Source organism: Flavobacterium sp. CYK-55 (assembly GCF_018413465.1).
Classification (GTDB): Bacteria; Bacteroidota; Bacteroidia; order Flavobacteriales; family Flavobacteriaceae; genus Flavobacterium.
On sequence record NZ_JAHCDK010000007.1, the window covers coordinates 1 to 25987 of the forward strand.

Below are 25987 nucleotides of genomic sequence, written 5' to 3' on the forward strand. Positions count from 1 at the left end.
TTCTCAAAGCGGGTGCAAAAGTACAAACCTTTTTCTCTTATCCAAACTTTTTATTGAAAAAATTTAAAGGTTTTTTTTAACCAACTGAAAACCGGAAACTTAATCGGTAAAGTTTTTTTGAAGTTTTCTCACTTGACAAGGCGCAAGCCATACAAAACCTTTTTTGAGCAGTGGACAGCTCGAAGTAAAAAGGAATGGTTGTGGAGAAGATTTTAGTTTGCGTGAGGGATGGAAGCGGCATCCTTTTGTGAAGCATGAACAAAAGATATAGCGAACAGCCCGACGGCGAGCGATTTAGTTTTACTGAAAAACCGAAACACAACGAGCCGGCACGCCCAAATAAATTCGCTTATATATTTACTTATATATAATATTGCACGTAAAGGCGAATCTGTTATATTTGCGCTGCATAAAATATAGGATGAATGATTAAGATTACACTACCCGACGGTTCGGTAAAAGAGTTTGCCTCTGGGGCGACTCCGATGGAAGTTGCTAAAAGTATTAGTGAAGGTTTGGCCAGAAATGTACTTTCGGCTTCATTTAACAATACAACGGTTGAAACCGAAACGCAACTCACCACCGACGGCTCGCTTGTATTGTATACGTGGAATGACCTGGACGGTAAAAAAGCGTTTTGGCATTCAACTTCGCACGTGATGGCGCAAGCGTTACAAGAAATGTATCCGGGCATTAAATTGACCATCGGACCTGCTATTGAAAAAGGGTTTTACTACGATGTTGATTTTGGATCGCACAGCATTAGCGATGCCGATTTCAAGAAAATTGAAGATCGTGTTCTGGAAATTGCCCGTGAAAAACACGAATTTAAAATGCGCTCGGTGAGCAAAGCCGAAGCGCTGGCTATTTATAAAGACAATGAGTACAAAACAGAACTCATTACCAACCTTGAAGACGGAACGATTACGTTTTGTGATCACTCAAACTTTTTTGATTTGTGCCGCGGCGGACATATTCCGAATACAGGCCTGATCAAAGCCATGAAGATTATGAGTGTAGCCGGAGCTTATTGGCGCGGTGACGAGAAGAACAAACAGCTTACCCGCGTGTATGGCGTTTCATTCCCGAAACAAAAAGATTTGACCGATTACTTAGAATTGCTCGAAGAAGCCAAACGCCGCGATCACCGAAAACTCGGAAAAGAATTAGAGCTTTTTGCTTTTTCATCTAAAGTAGGACAAGGATTGCCTTTGTGGTTGCCCAAAGGCGCTGCTTTGCGCGAAAGATTGGAGCAGTTTTTAAAACGCGCTCAGAAAAAAGCCGGATACGAGCAAGTAGTTACGCCACACATTGGCCAGAAAGAACTGTATGTAACTTCAGGTCATTACGCCAAATACGGAGCCGATAGTTTCCAGCCGATTCACACGCCGGCTGAAGGCGAAGAGTTTTTGCTTAAGCCGATGAACTGTCCGCACCACTGCGAGATTTACAACAACAAACCTTGGTCATACAAAGATTTACCAAAACGCTATGCTGAATTTGGTACGGTATACCGATACGAACAATCGGGCGAATTGCACGGTCTGACCCGTGTACGTGGATTTACGCAAGACGACGCGCATATTTTTTGTACACCGGACCAGTTGGACGAAGAATTTAAAAAAGTAATTGACTTGGTGTTGTATGTTTTTGGATCGCTCGGATTTGAAAACTTTACAGCTCAAATTTCACTCAGAGACCAAGTGAATAGAGATAAATATATAGGTTCTGATGAAAATTGGGAAAAAGCTGAAAACGCCATCATCAATGCTGCTCGTGACAAAGGTTTGAACACTGTAGTTGAGTATGGAGAGGCTGCTTTTTACGGTCCTAAATTAGACTTTATGGTCAAAGATGCCCTCGGACGCAGCTGGCAATTGGGAACCATTCAGGTAGATTACAACTTGCCGGAGCGCTTTGAGCTTACGTATAAAGGTTCAGACAATGAGCTACACAGACCGGTGATGATTCACCGCGCACCGTTTGGATCAATGGAACGTTTCATTGCTATTTTGTTGGAACACACCGCCGGTAACTTCCCGCTTTGGCTCATGCCCGAGCAGGCTATCATCTTGTGTTTGAGCGAGAAATATGAAAATTATGCGAAAAAAGTTTTAGAATTACTGGAAAATCACGAAATTCGCGCCCTAATTGACAATAGGAACGAAACCATTGGCAAAAAAATCCGTGATGCGGAGGTGCAAAAAATGCCGTTTATGCTGATTGTAGGCGAAGAAGAAGAGAAAAATGGTACGGTATCCATTAGACGTCACGGCCAAGAAGGCAAAGGAAACACAACTGCTACGGTTGACCAATTTGCCGCGATGGTTCAAGAAGAAATAGACAAAACATTAAAAGTATTTACAGTTTAACATTTAAATTTTAAAGTCATAGCAATTAGAAACAACAGGGGTTATCAACCCAGAGTAGAAAAAAAGGATGCGCACCGAATTAACAATTTGATTCGCGGTGTTGCAGAAGTTAGATTGGTGGGTGATAATGTTGAGCCCGGAGTTTACAAAATTTCTGACGCCTTAAAACTTGCAGACGAACTTGAACTTGATTTGGTAGAAATTTCTCCAAACGCCGAGCCGCCTGTATGCAAGATTATTGATTACAATAAATTTGTGTACATGCAGAAAAAGCGCGAGAAAGAACTCAAAGCTAAATCGTCTCAGATTGTGGTCAAAGAAATTCGTTTCGGACCTCAGACCGATGAACACGATTACGAGTTCAAGAAAAAGAACGCTGAGAAATTCCTTAAAGACGGATCAAAACTCAAAGCGTTTGTATTCTTTAAAGGTAGATCTATCATTTACAAAGAGCAAGGACAAATTTTGCTTTTGAGATTGGCGCAAGACTTAGAAGAATACGGTAAGGTTGAAGCCATGCCGGTATTAGAAGGAAAGCGTATGATTATGTTCATCGCGCCGAAGAAGAAAAAGTAGTGGCTGAATATTGGGGAAACAGAAATTCTAAGAATACACTGCTGCCCTAGCCCGGATGGAAGCAAGCTACCGCGTAGCGCGGACAGCCGGATTAAGCTTCTCAAAAAATAAAAGAAAAACCAAAGGCACAGGCAACTGATGCCTTTTGGCTTCTGAAATAGAAAGTAAATAAGTAAGTATAAATCAAAAACTCAGGAAGAAATGCCTAAAATGAAAACTAAATCCAGCGCCAAAAAACGCTTTAAAGTGACAGGTTCTGGTAAAATCAAAAGAAAGCACGCTTTCAAAAGTCACATTTTGACTAAAAAATCTAAAAAACGCAAATTAGCGTTGACACACGCAGCTCTTGTTCACCCAAGTGATGAGCGCAGCGTTAAAGAACAATTGAGAATCGTTTAATCGATATATCGTTCTTTAGGTTAAAAAATTATTTAATAACCTTGGAGTATGGCCCATTAAGTTCTCTTGATTCAATTCGGGACGCCTGCTACAAAAAAATCACAAAATTATGCCTAGATCAGTAAATTCAGTTGCTAAAAGAGCAAGAAGAAAAAAGATTATGAAGCAAGCCAAAGGTTTCTTTGGCCGCAGAAAAAACGTTTGGACAGTAGCCAAAAATGCTGTTGAGAAAGCGATGCAATACGCTTACCGCGACAGAAAACAAAACAAAAGAAACTTCCGCGCTTTGTGGATCCAACGTATCAACGCTGGAGCTCGCTTAGAAGGAATGAGCTACTCTCAGTTCATTGGTAAATTAAAAGCAAACAACATTGAACTCAACCGTAAAGTTTTGGCTGATTTGGCCATGAACCACCCGGAAGCTTTTAAAGCCATCTTGAACAAAGTAAAATAAACGTTTTATCAACCCGATTTTTACTTACTTATATAAAGAAGCCTCACTGAAAAGTGGGGCTTTTTTTTGCTTTTATTTTTGGGGCGTGCCACCGGCTGCGCTGCGCTCCGCCGCTGTCAGGCTGTTCGCTATAGCCTTGCCGCTCCGCTGCGCTGCGCGGCTTCGGGCTACCGCTGCCATCCTTCACGCAACCTTCAAAAATGAATCATCCGAAATAAAATTCATCGATTTTTGTAAATCCAAAAACCAAGTTCATAAAACTTGCGTAGATGAAGCCAAACAAAACTTCAAATACCAATCACATGAAAAAATCAATCCTATTTTCGGCCTGCTTATCAGCAGCAATGTCCTTGCTTGTGTTTACAAGCTGCAGTAATGATGACGAGACTACAACAACACCTCCGGTAACCAAACCCGACCTTGAATTCTACGGACTCACCGCCAATAATTCGCTGGTAAAATACAACGCGAATAATGCCAATGCTGTGCTGAGTAACCAAACCATTACAGGTTTACAAGCCGGTGAAAACTTATTAGCTATTGACTTTCGACCGGGCACAGGCCAATTGTATGGTTTGGGCAGCAGCAACCGATTGTACCTCATCAACCTCAACACCGGTGCTGCCACCGCAGTGGGTGCTACCTCTTTTAGCCCGGCATTGTCCGGAAGCCTGACTGGTTTTGATTTTAACCCAACGGTTGATCGCATCCGATTGGTTACATCCAGCGGACAAAACCTCAGATTAAATCCTGAAACCGGAGCCGTTGCAGCCATAGACGGTAATCTCAACCCGGGCACGCCCAATATTGGTTCTGCCGCCTATACCAACAATACTTCAGGAGCAACATCTACCGAACTCTTTACGATTGATTACAGCACCGCTATGCTATACAAACAAGATCCGCCCAATGCCGGAACACTAACCGCAGTTGGCGCCTTAGGCATAACCGCGAGTATTGAAGGCGACGGTGGTTTTGACATTGCAGCCAGCAACGGAACTGCCCTAGCCAGCATCACAACCGGCGGCAACAATCAACTTTATCAAATTGATTTATCAACCGGTAAAGCAACCAACTTAGGCAAGCTAAATACCTCAATTATTGGCTTGGCCATTCCAACAGCACCTGTTGCTTATGCCGTTGACGGAACGAATAATTTGCACATCTTTAATTTTATGAACATCGGAACACCCGTTTCTAAAGCGATTACCAATTTACAAGCCGGTGAAAATATTTTAGGAATTGATCTGCGTCCGGCCACCGGGCAGTTATTTGCACTGGGCAGCACCGGGCGATTGTATGCCATCAACACAGCTACCGCAGCTGCCACCATGATTGGCGCTGGCCCTTTTGCTACTTTAGACGGAAGTGACTTTGGATTTGATTTTAATCCGACGGTTGATAGAATTCGCATTGTGAGCAACACCGGACAGAACCTGCGTGTCAACCCCAATGACGGTTTACTCGTGGCCACTGATGGAGCGCTCAATCCGGGCACGCCCAATGTTACAGCAGCAGCTTATACCAACAACTTTCCGGGAACAACCACAACAGCTTTATTTGATATTGACACAACCACTGACATGCTCTACAAACAAGACCCGCCAAATACAGGGGTACTGACATCTATCGGAGCTTTAGGCATAAATGCATCGGCCAGCAACGGTTTTGATATTGGCGGAACATCAAATAATGCTTATGCTATTCTTACGGTGGGTTCGTCACAAGCCTTATACAGAATTGACATCGCCAGCGGTTCAGCAACCCTTGTGGGTAGTTTTCCGGCAGCAGTCAAAGGGCTAGCCATCGGACTTGGATTTTAAAACGTACGATATCTTTTTTCAAAACCCGGATTAATTCCGGGTTTTTTATTGAGCAGCTGAGATGCTGAGAAGATGATTTTTTTTAAAATTTTTAAGTGCATTGTATTCATCAATGGCTTCTTTCTTTTCTCAGGTACTCAGTATCTCAGCAGCTCAGCAACTTAAAATACGAAAAACATCGTATGGCAATACTCACTCAGACACCGTTTCTTTACCACAGGAAATAACTTGCTGGAGTGGGTGGTTAACAAACAGAAGTTTTCCTGAGACATTAAAACAAACGTCCGGAGCATCAACCGAAAAGAGATGAAAAAGAAAACCCCGACCAAAAGTCGGGGTTCTTTTATTTTGATTTTAGACCTACAAGGTTTTGAAAACCTCGCAGGTCTATCCGAAAACTTCCTCATTCACACCATCAAAACTCGCAAACACCATACTCGGATGCGAATCTTGGTGATACATATTTCCGTTTTGATCTAGGGCAATCGCACCGGCAAAACCATCAAAAGGTTTGAGCTCGGCAAAGGTTTTGTCAAAAGCTTCCGCCAGTGAAAAACCATCGGTAACGCGCGTGACAATTTTAGCAGCCACCGCTCCGCTCACAATGTCCTCACCCACACCGGTCAAACTCACGCCACAAAATTCATTGCAATAATTACCGGCCACTGTTGCAGAATCTGAAACACGTCCGACAATTTCAAAACCTTTCCCGCCAGTCGAGGTGGCCACAGCAATTCTACCTTCGGCATCCAAGGCTACACAGCCCACAGTTCCTAAACCGGTAGCTGCCAATTTGGCTTCATATTCGGCGCGTCGTTGTGGAATTTCAGTAGAGAATTTTTCAAAACCATGGGTTCGTGCAAAATGGGTAGCGCCTTCACCACTGAGAATTCGATCATCCACTTCCATGAGCTTTTGCGCTACTTGAATCGGGTTTTTTACTTCTTCAATATTAATGACACCGCTCATTTTCATCGAAACGCTGTCCATGAGTGAAGCGCTCATTCTGATTTTTCCATCGCTTTGAATCTGCGAACCAATGCCGGCATTAAACAAAGCATCGTCTTCTAAAAGCGAAACGGCATAAACCACCGCCTCCAGAGCCGAATGCGATTGCAAATAAGCATGTGATTCTTTTGCAATGCGCAGCAGAGCTTGCTGTTTGGCTACTTTGGTTTCGTGGTTGGTTGATGATTCTGAGAAAAATCCACCGTGAATGATGATTTTCATTGAAGATTAGATTATAAGATTGTAGGATTGTAAGATTGTAAGATTGTAGGATTGTAGGATTGTAAGATAACTATACTTCTTACTGTCTTAAAATCTTAATATCTTAAAGTCTTATCGTCGATTATACGTATTGCGATGACTTAATCGTCATCTTAAAGGTATCCAAATCAAAAGTATCGTTCTTGCTCAACACATGCGTGACCAAATGGTTGATCGAGATCGGCTGGCCTAATTCAACTTGCGTCAAATTGGTATCTTTTACCTCACGCCCATCTACCAAAATCACCAAGCCTGAGCCAATGGCTTCCATCTGTTTTCCGTTGGCAATAAACAAACCGGTATCTTCACCCAAGCCCACGCCCAAAACTTTTGGGTTGCCCACCACCGCTTGAAACAACCGACCAATGCGGCCGCGCTGCACAAAATGCGTATCAATAACCACATCGTCAATAAGCCCAAGGCCCGAAGTAATCTTGACTTCACCTTTAAGCAAAGCCTCACTGCTGCTGCCTTGATAAATCATATTGTTCGACGCTGCCGCTGCGCCCGCCGAAGTTCCGGCATAAATAAACGGCTCATTGCGGTATTTGTCGAGCAACATATCGTGAAACGGCGTTCCGCCCAAAATTGAGGACAAGCGCAATTGGTCTCCACCGGTAAACATCACCACATCAGCTTTTTTCAAACGATCTAAAATCTCAGGATCCATCGCTTGTTCACGACGCTCAATATGCAAAACATCCACATTGTTTGCGCCTAAGTAATTAAAAGCTTTTACGTATTCAGGGCCAATTTCTCTCGGAATTTTTGAAGCCGTAGTAATCACTTCAATACGAGATCTTTCATGATGCAAAGATTCTTTGATGATGCGTTTTAAAATACCTTCCTCAAAGAAGTTCAAATTTTTTGGGGCATTCACGTCCAAATCAGTCTCAGTAAAACTGCCTTTATCAACCGCCCCCCCAATAATAATCAGTTTTCCGTGTATTTTCATGCGGTAAAAATAACCATTTCATCCAATTGCGCAAACGTTTTTTCTGGTTTTGCAGCGCAATCCTTTCGGGGCTCATTGAGGTTGCTGCCCGCTGTCCGCGCTACGCGGTAGCTAGCTCCCATCGGGGCTAAAGGCCAACATTTTGTTTTCAAAGAACACAAAAATGCATATCCAAATTATTGAATCTCAACTCAATATTCACAAAGTGTGTTTTTTTCACAATATCATGTAAAAACCAAAACAATAATTTCCTATTTTTAACAAATTCGTTACAAAAATTTATCTATCAAGAAATCCATTATATGAAAATTGAAAAAATTCAGGCCCTGCGCGGACCCAATATTTGGAGCGTACAACGCAAAAAACTCATCCAAATGCGCCTCGACCTCGAGGATATGGAGCAAAAACCCACCAATAAAATTCCCGGATTCCGCGAGCGTATTGAGGCCATGTTCCCCACCATGATTGAGCATCGTTGCTCTGAAGGCACCCGCGGCGGATTCTTCTCACGCATTGACCGCGGCACCTGGATGGGGCACGTTATTGAACACATAGCCCTTGAAATACAAACCCTCGCCGGCATGGAAACCGGTTTTGGACGCACGCGTGAAACCAAAACACCGGGCGTTTACAACGTTGTTTTTAGTTATGTTGAAGAAAGCGTGGGCATGTTTGCCGCCGAATCAGCCGTGCGCATTGCCGAAGCGCTTATTGCCGGAACCGAATATGACGTGCAAGCCGATATTCAAAAAATGCGTGAAATTCGCGAACGCGTCAGACTCGGGCCTTCAACGGGCAGTATTGTTGACGAAGCCGTTGCGCGTGATATTCCTTGGATTCGCCTCGGCACCAACTCGCTCGTACAATTGGGTTATGGTGTGAACCAAATGCGCTTTCAAGCCACCATCACTTGCAAAACCAGCAACATCGCCGTTGATATTGCTTGTAATAAAGAAGAAACCAAACGCATGCTCGATATGGCCTCGATTCCCGTGGCCAGTGGTGGCATATGCGTGGATGAAGAAGATTTAGAAAACGTCATCAAAAAAATCGGCTTCCCCATCGTAATCAAACCACTCGATGGCAACCACGGAAAAGGCGCATCCATCAACGTCAAAAATATGGACGATGCCAAAGCCGGACTGGCCCATGCTAAAAACTACAGCCGCCGTGTGATTGTTGAGAAATTCATCACCGGATTTGACTTCCGCGTATTGGTCATTGACAACAAACTCGTAGCTGCTGCTTTGCGCGAACCTGCTCATGTTAAAGGCAACGGAACGCACAACATTCAACAACTCATCGACGAAACCAACAAAGATCCGCGTCGTGGTTATGGTCATGAAAACGTATTGACTGAAATTACCGTCGATCGCGATACCACTGATTTGCTGACTAAAAAAGGATATACATTAGAAACCGTTCCGTCCAAAGATGAAATTGTCTACCTCAAATCAACCGCCAACCTCAGTACCGGCGGAACTTCGGTAGATGTCACCGATATGATGCACCCGGAGAATATTTTCTTGTGTGAACGCATCTCGCGTGTGATTGGTTTAGACATTTGCGGTATTGATATTATGGCGCCCAACCTCACGCAACCACTCAAAGAAAACGGTGGATGTATTCTTGAAGTAAACGCCGCACCGGGCTTCCGTATGCACTTAGCACCTTCTGAAGGTTTGCCTAGAAACGTAGCTGCTCCGGTCATTGATATGTTGTATCCACCGGGTAAACCGAGTCGTATTCCGATTATTGCTGTTACCGGAACCAACGGAAAAACTACTACCACTCGATTGGTAGCACACATCGTTAAAAACAATGGTTATCGCGTTGGATTTACTACTTCAGATGGGATTTATGTGCAAAACCATATGATGGAAAAAGGCGATACCACCGGACCGGTTTCGGCCGAATATATTCTCAAAGATCCAACCGTTGAATTTGCCGTTCTTGAAACAGCTCGCGGCGGAATCTTGCGTGCCGGTTTGGGTTTTAGCCGCTGTGATATTGCCATCATTACCAATATTCAAGAAGACCATTTAGGCTTGAGTGATATTCATACGTTGGATGATTTGGCTCGCGTGAAAAGTACCGTGGTCAAAAGTGTTAAAAAAGACGGTTGGGCTATTTTAAATGCCGAAGACGAACAATGTATTAAAATTGGTGAAGAACTCAGTTGCAATGTGGCTTATTTTAGTTTGGATGAAGAAAATCCGCTGATTAAAAAGCTTTGTAAAGAAGGCAAAACCGTATGTGTTTATGAAAACGGTTTCATCACGGTCAAAAAAGGCGAATGGAAAATCCGTATTGAGCGTGCCACGCACATTCCGCTTACGATGGGCGGAAAAGCGCGATTCATGATTGCCAACGTTTTGGCAGCAACGCTTGCTAGTTATCTTTGGGGCTTTAAAACCGAAGACATTAGTTTATCCTTGCAAACCTTTATTCCGGGTGCGGCACAAACACCGGGCAGAATGAACATTTTTGAGTTCAAAAAATTCAAAGTAATGATTGATTTTGCACATAATCCAGCCGGTTACCGCGGTATTGAAGATTATTTGAGCAACGTTGAAGCCAACAAGAAAATAGGCATTATTGCCGGTGTGGGCGATCGTCGCGACGAAGATATTAAAGAATGCGCCAGAATTGCCGGTCGTATGTTTGACCACATCATCATTCGTCAAGAAAAGCATTTGCGCGGCAGAACCGAAGACGAAATCATCAATTTGATTTTAGAAGGCATTGCCGAATCAGGGAGAAACGTCACGCATGAAATCATCACCAAAGAAGTTGAGGCCATCAAACACGCCATCAGTGTTGCCGAAGAGGGAACATTTATCACTGCTTTGAGCGATGTAGTAACCAATGCCATTGAAATTGTTCAAGAATATTTAGATAAAGAAATCGAACAAGGACACTAATTCATCATCCAAAAATGTAACAAAAGGGCAATGCTTGTAGACCAAAGTCAGGGCATTGCGCTTTTTTTTATTTTTGTTTCATCTGTAAAAAAACTATTATTATGAATAAATTTACACTCGTTCTGGCGAGCTTTTTAATGGCTTGTTCCGCTGTTGGACAACAAAAAAAACTCACGCTTGAAGAAAGCGTTCTCCAGCAAAACCGTCAATTCCGCGCCGATAAATTACTTGGCTTTCAGTGGATTCCCGGCACCAATCAATATACTTATTTTGCCGAAGGCGGAAAAAAACTCATGACCGCCAACACTTCTAACAACAATGCAACTGAATTGATTCAGTTGGCTGATTTGAATAAGGTTTTGGGAACAGACCTTAGAAGCTTTATTGGAATTGAATGGAAAGATGCCACGCATTTTCTCATCGCCAACGGGCCAAAATTCTTTGAATACAATACCCAAGACAAAACGGGCAAACTAACGGGAACTTTTTCTGATACAGCCGAAAACCAAACCTATGATCACGGTCATCAAAACATCGCTTTTACCGAGAAAAATAATTTATACATCAGCGATCAAAACAATCAAAAAATTACGGTGACCAATCAAACCAACGAGGGCATTGTATCGGGGCAATCGATTGCACGCAATGAATTTGGCATTGATGGTGGAATTTTTTGGTCACCGAATGATCACTTTTTAGCCTTTTACCAGAAAGACCAATCTGAAGTGGCTGATTATCCGCTGTTGGACATCAACACCGTTCCGGGTTCATTAGAAAACATCAAATATCCGATGATTGGCCAAAAAAGCGAAAAACCATCCGTGGGTATTTACAACTTGAAAACCCAGCAAACCGTATACATCAAGCCACGCGGAAATGCCGATGATTACCTAACCAATTTAGCTTGGACACCCGATGAAAAATACGTTTTGATTGCCGAACTCAACCGCGCGCAAAACGACATGAGCCTTAATGTGTACGATGCCCAAACCGGAGCTTTTGTACGTACATTGCTCAATGAAAAAAATCCGAATTGGGTAGAACCGGAACATCCGGCATTTTTCCCGAATGCAAAGTCAAATAACTTTGTTTGGCACAGTGAAAAAGACGGTTTTCAAAACTTATACCTTTATTCTATTGACGGAAAACTCATCCGTCAGTTAACTAAAAACAAATTCCCGGCGCGTCAGATTTTGGGCGCTAATCCGGCCGGAACCGAGGTTTATTTTATGGCTACGGGCGACAACCCAACCAATATGCTGGCTTATAAAGTGGATATGAACGGAAAGCAAACACAAATTACCAAAGATGCTGGTGTGCACAACGTAACGGTAAGTACCGACGGAAATTGGTTTTTTGACGATTTTTCAAACCATAACACACCGGGCAAATGTTTGATGTATAACAAATCACTCAAAGCCACAACTTTGGTTGAAAGCCCGAATAAATACAACGGTTATGCGATGGGAACGGCTGAGATTAAAACCATCAAAGCTGCTGATGGAACAACAGATTTGTATACGCGACTCATCAAACCAAGTGATTTTGATCCGAGCAAAAAATATCCGGTTTTGGTGTATGTTTATGGCGGTCCGCACGCGCAAATGATTACCAACAGTTATTTAGATGGTGCCAATTTGTGGATGTATTGGATGGCCGAGCAAGGTTATTTGGTTTTTACTGTTGACAACAGAGGTTCTGACAACCGCGGGTTTGCTTTTGAAAGTGTCATCCACGGGCAGTTGGGCAACAATGAAATCGCCGACCAAATGAAAGGTGTAGAATATTTAAAATCATTGCCTTATGTAGATGGCAACAGATTGGCCGTTCATGGTTGGAGTTTTGGCGGATTTATGACTACTTCAATGATGTTGCGCAAACCCGATGTATTTAAAGTGGGCGTTGCTGGCGGACCGGTAACCGATTGGAAATTATACGAAGTAATGTATGGCGAACGCTATATGGATACTCCGGCTGAAAACCCAAAAGGATTTGACGAAAACTGTACGTTGAATTATGTAAAAGACCTTAAAGGAAAGCTAATGCTCATTCACGGAACCAGCGATGATGTCGTAGTGATGCAACACAACTTGAATTTGATCAAGAAATTTGTCGAAGCTGAAAAACAAGTTGATTTCTTTGCTTATCCGATGCACAAACACAATGTAATAGGCAAAGACCGCGTTCATTTAATGTGCAAAGTGCTGAACTATGTGATGGAGAACAATAAATAAACACAACGCTATATAAAACAAAACCACCAATAATACTGGTGGTTTTTTTATTTAGCAAATGTTGTCTCGGTCATTTACCAAATTATACTATAATTACTTCATCCTCAAATTGAAAAATTAAAAAAACATCAGGTCAATAAAAAGTGCCGAAAACACCACCGAACAAATGCATATGGCAACGATGATGATTTTAAGTAAAGACAAATTTTCTAAAAAGGGAAATTTTTCAAAATAGAAAACCCATTTCATATCGCTTTATTTTTGAACTATTTCATCATAAAGAAAAAAAATGTCGTTCAATAGCGAAAAAAAATGTGATGAACTCTCCAGAACTTGTGATGAAACGCACTGGTCAAGTGATGATTGAATCTAAGGCTCAGACAATATTGAGTTTTTCTACCAAAATATCGTAGTAATTCTTGGCAATGGGAATCTTGGTTTGCTGTATCGTCACAAAATTGTGCTCTAAATTGGTCATGTAATCCAGGTTGACAATATAAGATTTATGCGTTTTAAAAAACACTTGACTGTTGAGCCGTTCAATGAAGTTTGAAAGTGTGGCCCGAATGAGCTCATCTTTGTGCAGTGTTTTGATCTCAAGGTAATTTCCGTCAGACTTAATCCAAAGAATCTCATGAATATTGAGCTTGGTATATTTAAACTTGTCTTTGATAAACAACGCATCTTTGATGATGAAAGAATCAGCTTTAGGCTCAGAAACAATCGAGGCATTTTCAAGCGCAGCCAACTGATGCAAAGCCATTTCAATAGTCGTTAAAAGCTGTTCTTGCTTAAAAGGTTTTACCAAATAATTAATCGGATGCGTAGCTTTGGCGCGCTCTAGGGTTGGCGTGTCAGCATATGAAGTTGTATATATAAACGGAATTTTATAAATCTTGCTAATTTCATGCGCCAAATCAATACCGTCCAAACTTCCGTTTAGGTTTACATCGAGTAAAATCAAATCGGGCGTTGTTGATTTTAAAAGATGAATGGCCTCGTGATAATCCATGGCCACACCTAAAACTTCATAGCCCATTTTGCAGAGCATTGAGCGCACATCTTCGGCTATAATCAACTCATCTTCAACAATTAAAATTTTTACCATGGTGCATGTATTAAGTTTGTGTCGCTTTAAATTCTTTTAAATCTTTAAACAAAACCACAAATGAAGTTTCGTTGGGCTTTTGTTTGACCGATAAACTTCCGCGCAATTGCTTGCTCAGAATCGAGACCAATTTGAGCCCTAAAGATTTTAAATTCTCTAAGTCAAAATTCTTGGCCAGACCGTGACCGTTGTCAGATACCTTTAACTCATAATCAACCTTGTTCAATGCTTTGATGGCCACTTTGATGGTGCCGCCTTCTTTCTCGGCAAAGGCATATTTAAAGGCATTGGCTACGAGTTCATTGACCATCAATCCGAGCGGAATGGCCGTATCAAAATCAAATTTTAAATCAACGGTTTCAACCACCACCTGAATATTTTTTGATTTCGCACCAAATAAATCTGACAAATAAGCCACGAGTTCTATGAGGTAATTATCAACGTTTACTTTGTGAATTTCATCTGATTGATACAAATTCTGGTGAATCAAACTCATGGCCTGTACCCTGCTCTGCCCTTCTTGAATCGTAGCCAAAACCACCGGATCGTTGATTTCTTCAGATTGCATATTGAGCAAACTCGAAATAATTTGCAGGTTGTTTTTAACGCGGTGGTGAATTTCTTTGAGCAAAGTTTCTTTTTCTTTGAGCGATTTTTCAATTTGCTCTTTTTGCAGCTGAATAATCTTGCGTTGCTTTTGATGCTTTTGGGAATTGATATAAATACTGATGGTCACCAAACTGAGTAAAAACAGCGAAATCAACACCACATATTTGATTTTCTTTTGTTTGTTGGCCTCATACAATGAAGCTTCTTTTATAGCGTCTTGCTTTTTCTTGAACTCATATTCCAACTGAATCTGCGTGAGCTTGTTGTTGATTTCAGTATTGAACATTGAGTCGCTCATGGTTTTAAAAAGCACCTGATTTTCATAGGCCGCTAGGTAATTTTTCTTTTCGCGATAGATTTTGGCTAAATTTTCATAGGCAAACTTCACCGACTCAATTTCTCCGATTTCTTTTGAAATGCGCAAACCTTTTAAGGTAAATTGCTCAGCCAAATCAAGCTGATGTTGCAAATAATATACTTCACCTATGTTTCGGTACGAATCACCAATTCCTGATTTATAATCGCTTTTTGAGAAATTTTTCAGTGCTTTATTAAAGTAGTCAAGCGCCTTTGCGTACTGTTTTTGCTTTTTGCAATTGGTGCCTATATGCTGCTCATTATAGGCTATTCCAATAACATCATTGACCTTTTGATAATAGGTGTAACATTCCTCGAGCATGGCATTTGATTTTTGATAGTCTTTCTGATCGGCATAAATACTCGCGATGTTCGAAAGAATGGTATAACGCAAATCTAAATGTTGCCCGGGCACATGGTCATCAAGAATTTTAAGCGCTTTTTGATAATACTTAAGCTCCTTTTCATGCTCATTGATTTTACCGTGCAAAATGGCCAGATTGTTGGTCAGGCTTGACATTTTTCGGTATTCATGCAAGGGTTCAAAAATGCTCAAACCTGCATTGAGATATTTGAGCGATTGAGCAAAATTGTTCAGAAACAAATACGATTGACCCAGCAAACCATAGCTCACCCCTAAATCTTTACAAGTCGGATCTTTCTTAAAAATGACAATGGCTTTGTTCAAGCAAACAATTGCCTCTTGAAAGTTGCCTTTGTTGTTGTACAAACGCCCTAATGAATTGTAGATTTTTCCTTGTCCGATGAGATATTGAATCTTCACACACAACGCTAATGACTGTTTATAATAAGCAATCGCTTTTTGAACATCATCATCTTGATAAGTATCGGCAATTTTGTTGAGTAAATTGACTTTGACCGTATCTCGAATTGCATTTTTTATAGAAGTGTTTTGCGGATGAACCCGATCATAAGCTGCGAGCTTTTGTAGCAGACTATCTCTCTTGCTTTCTGTTTGCCCAAACGAGCCCACAAAAATGAAAAAACAAAACAGCAAAAGGATATTTCTGAGCATCTTATTGGCTTATTACATGATTAGGTTTTTTGAGGTTTTTTGCGCGCCGCCGGAAACAATACATTGTTCAAAATCAATCTGAATCCCGGAGAATTAGGATGCAAATCTAAAACGGTCGGTTCATCGCCCACGCGGTGTTGGTAATCTTCAGGATCATGTCCGCCATAATAAGTAAAAAATCCTTTGCCTTTTTGTCCGTGGATGTAACGCGCCTCATCATTGAGTTCGCATTTCCCTAAAACCAAAACGTTTGACTTGACCAAAGCCGAATCAAATGAAGTGGTTTGCCCCATAAATCCTTTGATGAGTTGGGTGTGGTTTTGACACAACATACTCGGAATCACATCCCATTTGGCCGAATAATCCATTAAAGTAAAATAATCACGCTCAAACGGAATCTTGCGTTTCTCAGTCATATCAATATCTGAAAACTCGTAATGCTCCGGACGACGATCTAAAATAAAATCCTTAAAAGCAAAAGTACGGCTGTAATCAATACGCGATTGATAATTCGGATCACTTGGGTCACCATCAAACATCGGTTCACAAATATCGACGCCTTCAGCCGAAAGCGCAATATCAAAACTATCGGTAGCCGAACACATGGCAAACATAAAACCACCGCCAATGACAAAGTCGCGGATTTTTTTGGCTACGGCTAATTTTTCTTGCGAAACCTTGTCATAACCCAATTGAGTTGCTAAAGCTTCGGCTTCTTTTTTCTGTTCTATATACCAAGGTGCGTTGCGATAGGAACCGTAAAACTTGCCGTATTGACCCGAGAAATCTTCGTGGTGCAAATGCAGCCAATCATACAAAACGAGCTGGTCTTTGAGCACTTCTTCATCATAAATAGGCGTAAACGGAATTTCGGCATAGGTCAAAACCATCGTCACAGCATCGTCCCAGGGTTGTTTGCCTTTGGGCGTATACACCGCTACTTTGGGCGCTTTTTCAAGCACAACTGTTTCCATATTTTGCGACGGACTTGAGATTTCATCAAGAATTTGCTGGGCTTCAGCATCTGATAAAAGCTCAAAACTCACCCCGCGAATTTGGCATTCTCTACGGATTTCTTCGGCATCGGGAAGCAAAAAAGATCCACCGCGATAGTTGAGCAACCAACTCGCTTTGTAGTTTTTATTAAGCGTCCAATAGGTAATTCCGTAGGCTTTGAGATGGTTTTTTTGCGCTATTTCATCCATGGGTAACAAGATAAAACTCGCGCGTGCCGAAAAACTGCAAGCCAGCATCAACCCCAAAAAATAAAGCAAAAATTTTCTCATCTTTTAGAAATATGGCCCAAGATAGTATTTATCCCGACGAGTTCAAAGATAAGCCTAGTTAAAAATAACCCGAAATTTCTTAGAACGGAACATCATCATCACCTGAAGACGATGGATTGATTTGACTGCCAAAGGCTTCGTTGGCCGACGGCAAGTTTTTGGTCAAAAACGGATTGTCTTCGTGGTTCATTTTGGATGGCAAATCATCATAAGCGCCGCCGTATTCATCGAGGTTGTCAAATTTACCCAAATTGCCAATGAATTTCAGACGTACGTTTTCAAGTGAACCGTTACGGTGCTTGGCGATGATGAACTCGGCCTGACCTTGTGTTGGAGAAGCTTCTTCATCATCCCATTCGTCAATTTTGTAGTATTCAGGACGATAGATAAATGATACAATGTCGGCATCTTGCTCAATTGCCCCAGATTCACGTAAGTCTGACAACAACGGACGCTTGCTCGAACCGCGGGTTTCAACCGCACGCGATAACTGCGAAAGCGCAATCACCGGAACGTTGAGTTCTTTGGCCAAGGCTTTTAAGTTTCGTGAGATGGTTGAGATTTCTTGTTCACGGTTTCCGCCGCCTTTTCCGGCACTGTTTCCGGCGGTCATGAGTTGCAAATAATCAATAATGATGAGTTTGATGCCGTGTTGTGACGATAAACGTCTGGCTTTGGCACGTAGATCAAAAATGGATAATGACGGCGTATCATCAATAAACAAAGGAGCTTTCTCAAGGTTTTTAACTTTGATGGAAAGTTGTTCCCATTCGTGTTTTTCGAGTTTCCCGGTTCTGAGTTTTTCAGATGACAAGCCAGTTTCAGATGAAATCAAACGCGTGATGAGCTGCACCGATGACATCTCAAGCGAGAATACCGCCACCGGATGTCCAAAATCTATAGCAATGTTGCGCGCCATTGATAATACAAAAGCGGTTTTACCCATACCCGGACGCGCTGCGATGATGATCAAATCGGATGGTTGCCAACCCGAGGTAACTTGATCGAGTTTTTCAAATCCGGTAGCAATTCCTGAAAGCCCTTCTTTTCCGGCAATTTCTTCGATGCGTTTTTTGGCTTGAATCACCAAACTTTGCGCGGTTTCTGAGCTTCGTTTGATGTTGCCTTGGGTAACTTCATACAAACGCGATTCAGCTTTGTCGAGCAAATCAAAAACATCAGTGGTTTCGTCGTATGATTCTTCAATGATTTCTGAAGAGATTTTAATCAAACTGCGCTGAATAAACTTCTGCAAAATAATACGCGAGTGAAACTCAATGTGCGCAGAAGAGGATATCTTTTGGGTAAGTTGAATCAGATAAAAATCGCCACCGGCCAATTCAAGTTTTGCGTTCTTTTTGAGTTGGGCCGAAACCGTAAGCAAATCAATCGGTTGGGTATCGGTAAACAACTGAACAATTGCTTCAAAAATATGCTGGTGCGCTTCTTTGTAAAAAGCTTCGGGATGCAAAATATCAATCACCTCGTCGACGCCTTTCTTGTCAATCATCATAGCGCCCAAAACCGCTTCTTCAAGTTCTAAAACTTGCGGTGGCAACTTGCCTTTTTCAAGGTTGATGATCGTGGTTTTATCGACGCGAACCGGGCTGATATTTCTGAAATTTTCCATGTTGCGAATGTATGTAAATTAGAAAAATGGATGGGCTTTAGTTATACAAGAACAAGTGTTAATAAATTTTCGGTTTTGTTCAAAACCACAAAAAAATCCGAAACCAAAGGGCTCCGGATTTAGGGTAAAAATCTATGATTTTAAACCTTATTCTTTGAACTCGCCCATTTTGCTGTATTTGTCCATACGCTGCGCAACAAGCTCGTCTGTTGATAAATCTTTGAGCTCGTTAAAAGCTTTCATGATGTATTGCTTGACGGTTTTAAACGTAGTGTCTTTATCGTAATGTGCGCCCCCCAATGGTTCTGGGATGATGTCATCAACCAACTTGTTTTTTTTCATGTCAGATGAAGTCAATTTGAGCGCTTCGGCTGCTTGTTCTTTATATTCCCAGCTTTTCCAGAGAATTGAGGAACATGACTCAGGTGAAATCACCGAATACCAAGTGTTTTCCATCATCAATACGCGGTCACCCACGCCAATGCCCAAGGCACCGCCCGATGCTCCTTCGCCCACAATCACACAAATAATCGGCACGCGCAATCGCGACATTTCAAATATGTTGCGCGCAATGGCTTCACCTTGTCCGCGCTCTTCGGCTTCCATACCCGGATATGCACCCGGCGTATCAATAAAAGTTACCACCGGAATGTTGAACTTCTCGGCCATTTTCATGAGTCGCAAAGCCTTTCTGTAGCCTTCCGGATTGGCCATCCCAAAATTACGGTATTGACGCATTTTGATGTTGATGCCTTTTTGTTGTCCGATGAGCATGAATGATTGACCGTCAATTTTGCCTAATCCACCAATCATGGCTTTGTCATCTTTGAAATTTCTGTCGCCAAAAAGTTCTAAGAAAACACCGCCAGTTATGGTCGTAATGTGCTCTAAAGTATAAGGACGATTGGGATGTCTTGACAACTGAACGCGTTGCCAAGCCGTTAGGTTTTTATATATTTTTCGTTTGGTTTCTTCGAGTTTCTTTTCGATTTGTTTGCAGGTCTCGGTAACGTCAACGTTAGATTCAACTCCAATGATCTGACATTTATCTAACTGATCTTCGAGCTCTTTAATAGGCAACTCAAAATCTAAATATTCCATGCGAAAGTGCTTTTTTTGTTAGGTGAACAAAGATAAAACTTAAAATGAGTACCGAAAGAAATTTTTTGTTTTTAGTTGTAAACAATCTCGTTAAAATTTAATCGGATTGGCGGTGTTTGATGATGCCATTGAGAATGACTGTTATAATGATAATGAGCGCTCCGAGGTAAAACTGAGGGCTCATTTTTTCTTTTTCGTCAAAAACCAAAACAGCCAAAATGGTTCCGTAAATGGGTTCAAGATTGATGGTCAGCATGACTGTATATGGGCTCAAAAAGCGCATGACTTGTACCGAACCGATAAAGGCATAAGCGGTGCAAACAGAACTTAGTAAAGCCAAATACAACCAATCTGAAGTGCTGATGCGGAAGAACGATGCGTCAAATCCGCCGGAAAAAGCCAGTAAAACAGAAAAAAACAATACACCTCCGGAAATTTCATAAAAAGAAACCACCGACGGATTGTGCGTTTTGGCAAATTTGCTGTTGATGATAGAGAACAAAGCCGACAGAAAAGCCGAGGTCAAGGCCAATAAAATGCCTTCGATATAATGCGACTCTACCCTAAAAATAATGCCCAATCCAACAATGACCAAAAGCCCGAAAAAAACTTCATACCAAACCACTTTTTTTCCGGTGAGTAATGGTTCAAGCAACGAAGCAAAAAAAGCTCCGGTAGACAAACACGCCAAGGTGACCGATACGTTGGAGACTTTAATCGCCCTAAAAAAAGTAAACCAATGCAACGCAATGACCACTCCGGCAATGAGCAATTGCAACAGTTCTTTGGTGCTGAGCTTGAGCGGGAATTTTTTGTAGAGAATATAAACCAAAATAAAGGCCGCAGCCAAAAGCATGCGGTACCAAACCAACGGCAAGGCATCAAGTGATATCAGCGCGCCGAGCACCGCTGTAAAACCCCAGATAAAAACAATCAAATGGAGTTGTAAATAGCTGTTGAATTTATCGCTTGGCATTGCGCAATAGATAATAGGCTAATCCACCAAAAATAATATTCGGAATCCAAACAGCAATCAGTGGCGGTATACTGGATTTCTCAGCCAAAACACCAAAAATTTTATCAAAAAACACAAAGGTAAAAGCAATGAGAATACCCAGAGCGAGGTTCATGCCCATGCCTCCGCGACGCTTCATAGATGATACGGCCACTGCAATAATAGTCAAGATAAACGCCGATACCGGAATGCTGTATTTTTTGTACAATACCACCAAATACACATCGATATTGGCTGAGCCTCGTTTGCGTTCTTTTTCAATAAAATCTTGTAATTCAAACAACGAAAGCGTCTCAGCAATATATACCGTTGGCGTTAAATCTTCAAAGCCAAAGTTGAATTTCATCTCGCGCTCATCGGCCTTTTCAATCACATCGTCAAGTGGACCTACCGTACGTTTAACAAAACCATAAAGCGTAAAATTTTTCTTTTTCGGATTCCAACGAATGCGGTTGGCTGTTATTTTATAATCGAGCTCATCACCTTTAAATTTCTCGTAACTAAAGTTAAAAGCCGTTTCAGACATGGTGTTGAAATTGCTCACATAAATATATTCGTCATCGTTGACTTGGCGGTATACATCAGTGTTGTCACGCATTTCTTCTCGGCCGTTGCCAATAAGATACATATACCTAAAAGTCTTGAATCCTTCACTGGCCTTGGGCACAAAAAAGAAGCCCATCATGAGCGAAGTAAACGATACAATCGTAGCGCCAATGATATACGGCCTGAGAAAACGCGTAAACGAAATTCCCGAGCTCAGAATAGCAATAATTTCAGTATTGTTGGCCAGTTTTGAAGTAAACCAAATCACCGACAAAAACAAGAAAATCGGAAACAACAAATTGGCAAAATAAACCACAAAATCAACATAATATATAGCGATTTTGCCAAACGGAACTTGGTTTTCAATCATGCGGTTGACCTTCTCAGAAACGTCAATAACAATCCCAATCGGAATAAACAACAACAACATCACCGTGAAAGTCACGAGATATCTTTTGAGGATGTATTTGTCAATGATTGTTAGCATGTTTGAAACGTTCAACGATTATAAACGTTGGCTCATATTCTTGACCATCATATCTTTCCAGGTTCTGAAATCACCGGCTAAGATATGTTTTCTGGCTTCACGAACCAACCACATATAAAATCCGAGGTTGTGAATCGTGGCAATTTGTTTTCCCAAATACTCATTGGCTGCAAACAAATGGCGCAAATAAGCCTTGGTATATTCGGTATCAACAAAGGTGTAGCCCATTTCATCGAGTGGAGAAAAATCAGCTTCCCATTTTTTGTTTTTGATGTTGATCACTCCATTGGCGGTAAACAACATTCCGTTACGCGCATTTCGGGTCGGCATCACGCAATCAAACATATCAACACCCAACGCGATATTTTCTAAAATATTGATGGGAGTGCCCACACCCATGAGATAACGCGGTTTGTCTTGCGGAAGAATATCGCAAACAACTTCGGTCATCGCGTACATTTCTTCAGCGGGTTCACCTACGGATAATCCGCCAATAGCGTTGCCCACTTGCCCTGCATTGGCAATATATTCGGCCGATTGAATGCGTAAATCTTTATAAGTACTTCCTTGTACAATCGGAAAAAAAGCTTGTGAATACCCATATTTAAAAGGTACTTTTTCTAAATGATTGATGCAGCGATCCAACCAACGGTGCGTCATATGCATAGAGCGGCGCGCATAGTGAAAATCACACGGATACGGCGTACACTCATCAAAAGCCATGATGATATCAGCACCAATCGTACGCTGAATTTCCATAACATTTTCGGGCGTAAAAAAATGATACGAACCGTCAATATGCGATTTAAACTTCACGCCTTCTTCTTTAATTTTACGGTTGGCCGACAGCGAATACACCTGATAACCGCCTGAATCGGTCAGAATGTTGCGGTCCCAATTCATGAATTTGTGCAAGCCGCCCGCTTGTTCTAAAATTTGGGTTTGCGGACGCAGGTATAAATGGTAGGTATTGCCGAGAATAATATCCGGATTGATTTCTTCTTTGAGCTCGCGCTGATGCACTCCTTTGACCGAAGCCACCGTGCCTACCGGCATAAAAATCGGAGTTTCAATGGTTCCGTGATCAGTAGTGATTACGCCGGCACGCGCTTTAGATTGGGGGTCTTGATGTAATAAATCGAACTTCATATGGGCATTTTCAGTCGGCAAAGATAACGGATTTAGGTTTGTGAAAAATAGGATTTTAAGATTTTAGGACGGTAAGATTATAGGATATGTCCGTTCGCTTTGACAATCTTATATCTTAGAATCTTATAGTCTTATAATCATCATATTGGCGTGCCCCTGCGGGTCGGGCTGTTCGCTATAGCCTTGCCGCTCCGCTGCGCTGCGCGGCTTCGGGCTGCCGCTGCCATCCCTCACGCAAACCGGTGCACAAGACAAATGATCGAAAACTTTGACAACAGTTCAAACTGTAAGCTATGTAATAACCCTGCACAAAGAACAATACCGTAGATGAAAATCTTAAGTCCTGCTTCGGTGGGACTTTTTTTTTGAGTTATATTCTTCTCTACAATCCAAATGTTAAATTGTGTCATTTTAAAAAAAATAAAAAAATGACACAATTTAACATTTGGATCAAACTTGAACTTCAATTCTTTTTAAGAAAAACTTGTTGGAATTCGGAATTAAAAAAATAGCAGCGGTTTTTTTGCGGTTGATGATTAAAAAAGCCGAGTGATTCAAAAGAATTTGTAATATGCAACAGCAAAGTCTTAACTCAAGTGGCATGCTCAAAGATTTCTGTGGTGAAACCTAATAAGGTTATGTAAACCTACAAGGTTGGGCAAACCTTGCAGGTTAGAAGCAAACCTTGCAGGTTAGAAGCAAACCTCGCAGGTTAGTGGCAAACCCCGCAGGTTAAGAGAAAACCTTCTTTTTGATTTGCCGCCCTGCGAAATAAGCCTTACTTTTGGGGCTCAAACAAATGAAACATACAAATGGCTGACATCAAACATTTACACGATTTTAGTGTGCAAGTGCGTCGCGATATTTTGCGTATGGTTCATGCGGTTAACTCGGGACATCCGGGTGGCTCGCTGGGCTGTACAGAATTTATGGTGGCTTTGTACCAACACCTCATGAAACGCAAACCCGGTTTTGACATGAACGGTATAGGCGAAGACGTTTTCTTTTTGTCTAACGGTCATATCTCGCCGGTTTTTTATAGTGTTTTGGCGCGTTCGGGTTATTTTCCGGTGAGTGAATTGGCTACTTTTAGATTGATCAACTCGCGTTTGCAAGGACACCCGACTACGCATGAAGGTTTGCCGGGAGTTCGTATTGCTTCGGGTTCTTTAGGACAAGGAATGTCGGTAGCTTTGGGGGCAGCACAAGCTAAAAAGCTCAACAACGATACAACTTTGGTATACAGCCTGCACGGTGATGGTGAATTACAAGAAGGGCAAAACTGGGAAGCCATCATGTATGCTTCGGCTAAAAAAGTTGATAATTTGATTGCGACGGTTGACCTCAACGGAAAACAAATTGACGGATCCACCGACGAAGTTTTGTGCATGGGCGATGTCAAGGCTAAATTCTTGGCTTTTGACTGGGAAGTGGTCGAAATCAAACAAGGCAACGATTTGCAAGCCATTGTGGACGGAATGACATTAGCAAAATCAAAAACCGGAAAAGGAAAACCGGTTTGTGTGCTTTTAGAAACTGAAATGGGCAACGGCGTTGATTTTATGATGCACAGCCACGCTTGGCATGGTAAAGCGCCAAACGATGCACAACTCGAAGCAGCTTTAGCGCAAAACCCAGAAACTTTGGGCGATTATTAATCTGAAGGAAAAAGACAGACAAGCATGAAAAAATATACCAATACCGGAAGTAAAGATACCCGCTCGGGCTTTGGCGCCGGAATGACAGAATTGGGCAAAACCAACGAAAATGTGGTGGCGCTTTGTGCCGATTTGATCGGTTCACTTAAATTAGATGAGTTCATCAAAAATCACCCGGAGCGCTTTTTTCAAATTGGCATTGCCGAGGCGAATATGATTGGCATTGCCGCAGGTTTGACCATTGGCGGAAAGATTCCGTTTACGGGTACTTTTGCCAACTTTTCAACCGGACGCGTTTATGACCAAATTCGTCAATCGGTGGCGTATTCAGATAAAAACGTAAAGATTTGCGCCTCGCACGCCGGACTTACTTTGGGCGAAGACGGAGCTACGCATCAAATTCTCGAAGACATCGGACTCATGAAAATGCTGCCGGGTATGACGGTGATTAATCCGTGTGATTACAACCAAACCAAAGCCGCAACCATCGCTATTGCTGACCACCACGGTCCGGTTTACTTGCGTTTTGGCCGTCCAGTGGTTCCGAACTTTATGCCGGCTGATGAACCTTTTATCATTGGCAAAGCAATCATGCTGACGGAAGGTTCAGACGTAACCATTGTAGCAACCGGCCATTTGGTTTGGGAAGCTTTACAAGCCGCTGAAGCACTAGAAGCCAAAGGCATCAAAGCTGAAGTGATTAATATTCACACGATCAAACCACTCGATGAAGAAGCCATTTTGAACTCGTTGTCTAAAACGCGTTGCATTGTTACGGCAGAAGAACACAACATTATTGGCGGTTTGGGCGAAAGCGTATCGCGTGTATTGGCGTTGAAAGATCCGGTTCCGCAAGAATTTGTTGCGGTAAACGACAGCTTTGGCGAATCGGGCACTCCGGAACAACTCATGGAAAAATACAAACTCAACAGCGCAGCCATTGTTGAAGCCGTTGACCGAGTTCTGAAAAGAAAATAGAAACCCAATGAAATAAAAAAT

At 41.9% G+C, this 25987-nt stretch carries 19 protein-coding genes; 9 read left to right on the forward strand and 10 right to left on the reverse strand.

What is annotated here, in order from left to right; genetic code table 11:
• Positions 1–425: 425 nt before the first annotated feature.
• The 5 genes from thrS (at position 426) to KIH23_RS08800 (ending at position 5624) form a co-directional block, all read left to right on the forward strand.
• On the forward strand, positions 426–2372 hold the full coding sequence (gene thrS, locus KIH23_RS08780; protein WP_213213113.1) for a threonine--tRNA ligase: 1947 nt from the start codon (positions 426–428) through the stop codon (positions 2370–2372).
• Positions 2373–2396: 24 nt separating this feature from the next.
• Positions 2397–2948 carry a translation initiation factor IF-3 gene (gene infC, locus KIH23_RS08785; protein ID WP_317197032.1) on the forward strand — a complete coding sequence of 184 codons (552 nt, stop codon included), beginning with the start codon at positions 2397–2399 and terminating at the stop codon, positions 2946–2948.
• 201 nt (positions 2949–3149) lie between these two features.
• Entirely contained in the window at positions 3150–3347 is a 198-nt protein-coding gene (rpmI, locus tag KIH23_RS08790; RefSeq protein WP_073363905.1) for a 50S ribosomal protein L35, read from the forward strand.
• Between the two features lie 109 nt (positions 3348–3456).
• Positions 3457–3801 carry a 50S ribosomal protein L20 gene (gene rplT, locus KIH23_RS08795; protein ID WP_213213114.1) on the forward strand — a complete coding sequence of 115 codons (345 nt, stop codon included), beginning with the start codon at positions 3457–3459 and terminating at the stop codon, positions 3799–3801.
• Between the two features lie 302 nt (positions 3802–4103).
• On the forward strand, positions 4104–5624 hold the full coding sequence (locus KIH23_RS08800; protein ID WP_249684870.1) for a DUF4394 domain-containing protein: 1521 nt from the start codon (positions 4104–4106) through the stop codon (positions 5622–5624).
• Positions 5625–6011: 387 nt separating this feature from the next.
• Here KIH23_RS08800 and KIH23_RS08805 read toward each other — a convergent pair whose 3' ends face one another.
• Complete coding sequence (locus tag KIH23_RS08805; protein WP_213213115.1) at positions 6012–6854, reverse strand: isoaspartyl peptidase/L-asparaginase; 843 nt, start codon at positions 6852–6854, stop codon at positions 6012–6014.
• A gap of 121 nt (positions 6855–6975) precedes the next feature.
• Positions 6976–7848, reverse strand: a complete 873-nt coding sequence (locus KIH23_RS08810; protein ID WP_213213116.1) for a cyanophycinase — start codon at positions 7846–7848, stop codon at positions 6976–6978.
• A 302-nt stretch (positions 7849–8150) separates the two neighbouring features.
• Between KIH23_RS08810 and cphA the strand changes: the two genes are divergently transcribed.
• Together cphA and KIH23_RS08820 are read left to right on the forward strand one after the other, a co-directional pair.
• Positions 8151–10772: a cyanophycin synthetase gene (gene cphA / locus KIH23_RS08815; protein WP_213213117.1), complete on the forward strand. Its 2622-nt coding sequence runs from the start codon at positions 8151–8153 to the stop codon at positions 10770–10772.
• 101 nt (positions 10773–10873) lie between these two features.
• The gene (locus KIH23_RS08820) at positions 10874–13006 is read left to right on the forward strand and encodes a S9 family peptidase (protein ID WP_213213118.1); all 2133 of its coding nucleotides are present in this window, start codon (positions 10874–10876) and stop codon (positions 13004–13006) included.
• Between the two features lie 376 nt (positions 13007–13382).
• Here the strand turns inward: KIH23_RS08820 and KIH23_RS08825 are convergent, their stop codons facing one another.
• From KIH23_RS08825 to tgt, 8 genes are all read right to left on the reverse strand, one after another.
• Positions 13383–14114 carry a LytR/AlgR family response regulator transcription factor gene (locus KIH23_RS08825; protein WP_213213119.1) on the reverse strand — a complete coding sequence of 244 codons (732 nt, stop codon included), beginning with the start codon at positions 14112–14114 and terminating at the stop codon, positions 13383–13385.
• Positions 14115–14124: 10 nt separating this feature from the next.
• On the reverse strand, positions 14125–16116 hold the full coding sequence (locus KIH23_RS08830; protein ID WP_213213120.1) for a tetratricopeptide repeat protein: 1992 nt from the start codon (positions 16114–16116) through the stop codon (positions 14125–14127).
• Positions 16117–16136: 20 nt separating this feature from the next.
• Positions 16137–17402: an asparagine synthetase B gene (locus KIH23_RS08835; RefSeq protein ID WP_213213121.1), complete on the reverse strand. Its 1266-nt coding sequence runs from the start codon at positions 17400–17402 to the stop codon at positions 16137–16139.
• A 79-nt stretch (positions 17403–17481) separates the two neighbouring features.
• Entirely contained in the window at positions 17482–19032 is a 1551-nt protein-coding gene (gene dnaB / locus KIH23_RS08840; protein WP_213213122.1) for a replicative DNA helicase, read from the reverse strand.
• A gap of 147 nt (positions 19033–19179) precedes the next feature.
• Positions 19180–20133: an acetyl-CoA carboxylase carboxyltransferase subunit alpha gene (locus KIH23_RS08845; protein WP_213213123.1), complete on the reverse strand. Its 954-nt coding sequence runs from the start codon at positions 20131–20133 to the stop codon at positions 19180–19182.
• 97 nt (positions 20134–20230) lie between these two features.
• Positions 20231–21109, reverse strand: a complete 879-nt coding sequence (locus KIH23_RS08850) for a DMT family transporter (protein ID WP_213213124.1) — start codon at positions 21107–21109, stop codon at positions 20231–20233.
• Positions 21096–22181, reverse strand: a complete 1086-nt coding sequence (locus KIH23_RS08855) for an LptF/LptG family permease (protein WP_213213125.1) — start codon at positions 22179–22181, stop codon at positions 21096–21098. Before KIH23_RS08855 ends, KIH23_RS08850 begins: the two co-directional genes overlap by 14 nt.
• 18 nt (positions 22182–22199) lie before the next feature.
• Entirely contained in the window at positions 22200–23330 is a 1131-nt protein-coding gene (gene tgt / locus KIH23_RS08860; protein ID WP_213213126.1) for a tRNA guanosine(34) transglycosylase Tgt, read from the reverse strand.
• Positions 23331–24142: 812 nt separating this feature from the next.
• Between tgt and KIH23_RS08865 the strand changes: the two genes are divergently transcribed.
• Positions 24143–24988 (forward strand): transketolase, encoded by an 846-nt coding sequence (locus KIH23_RS08865; protein WP_213213127.1) that lies wholly within the window; start codon positions 24143–24145, stop codon positions 24986–24988.
• Between the two features lie 24 nt (positions 24989–25012).
• A complete protein-coding gene (locus KIH23_RS08870; RefSeq protein WP_213213128.1) occupies positions 25013–25966 on the forward strand; it encodes a transketolase family protein in 954 nt (317 codons plus the stop codon).
• Positions 25967–25987 lie beyond the last annotated feature (21 nt).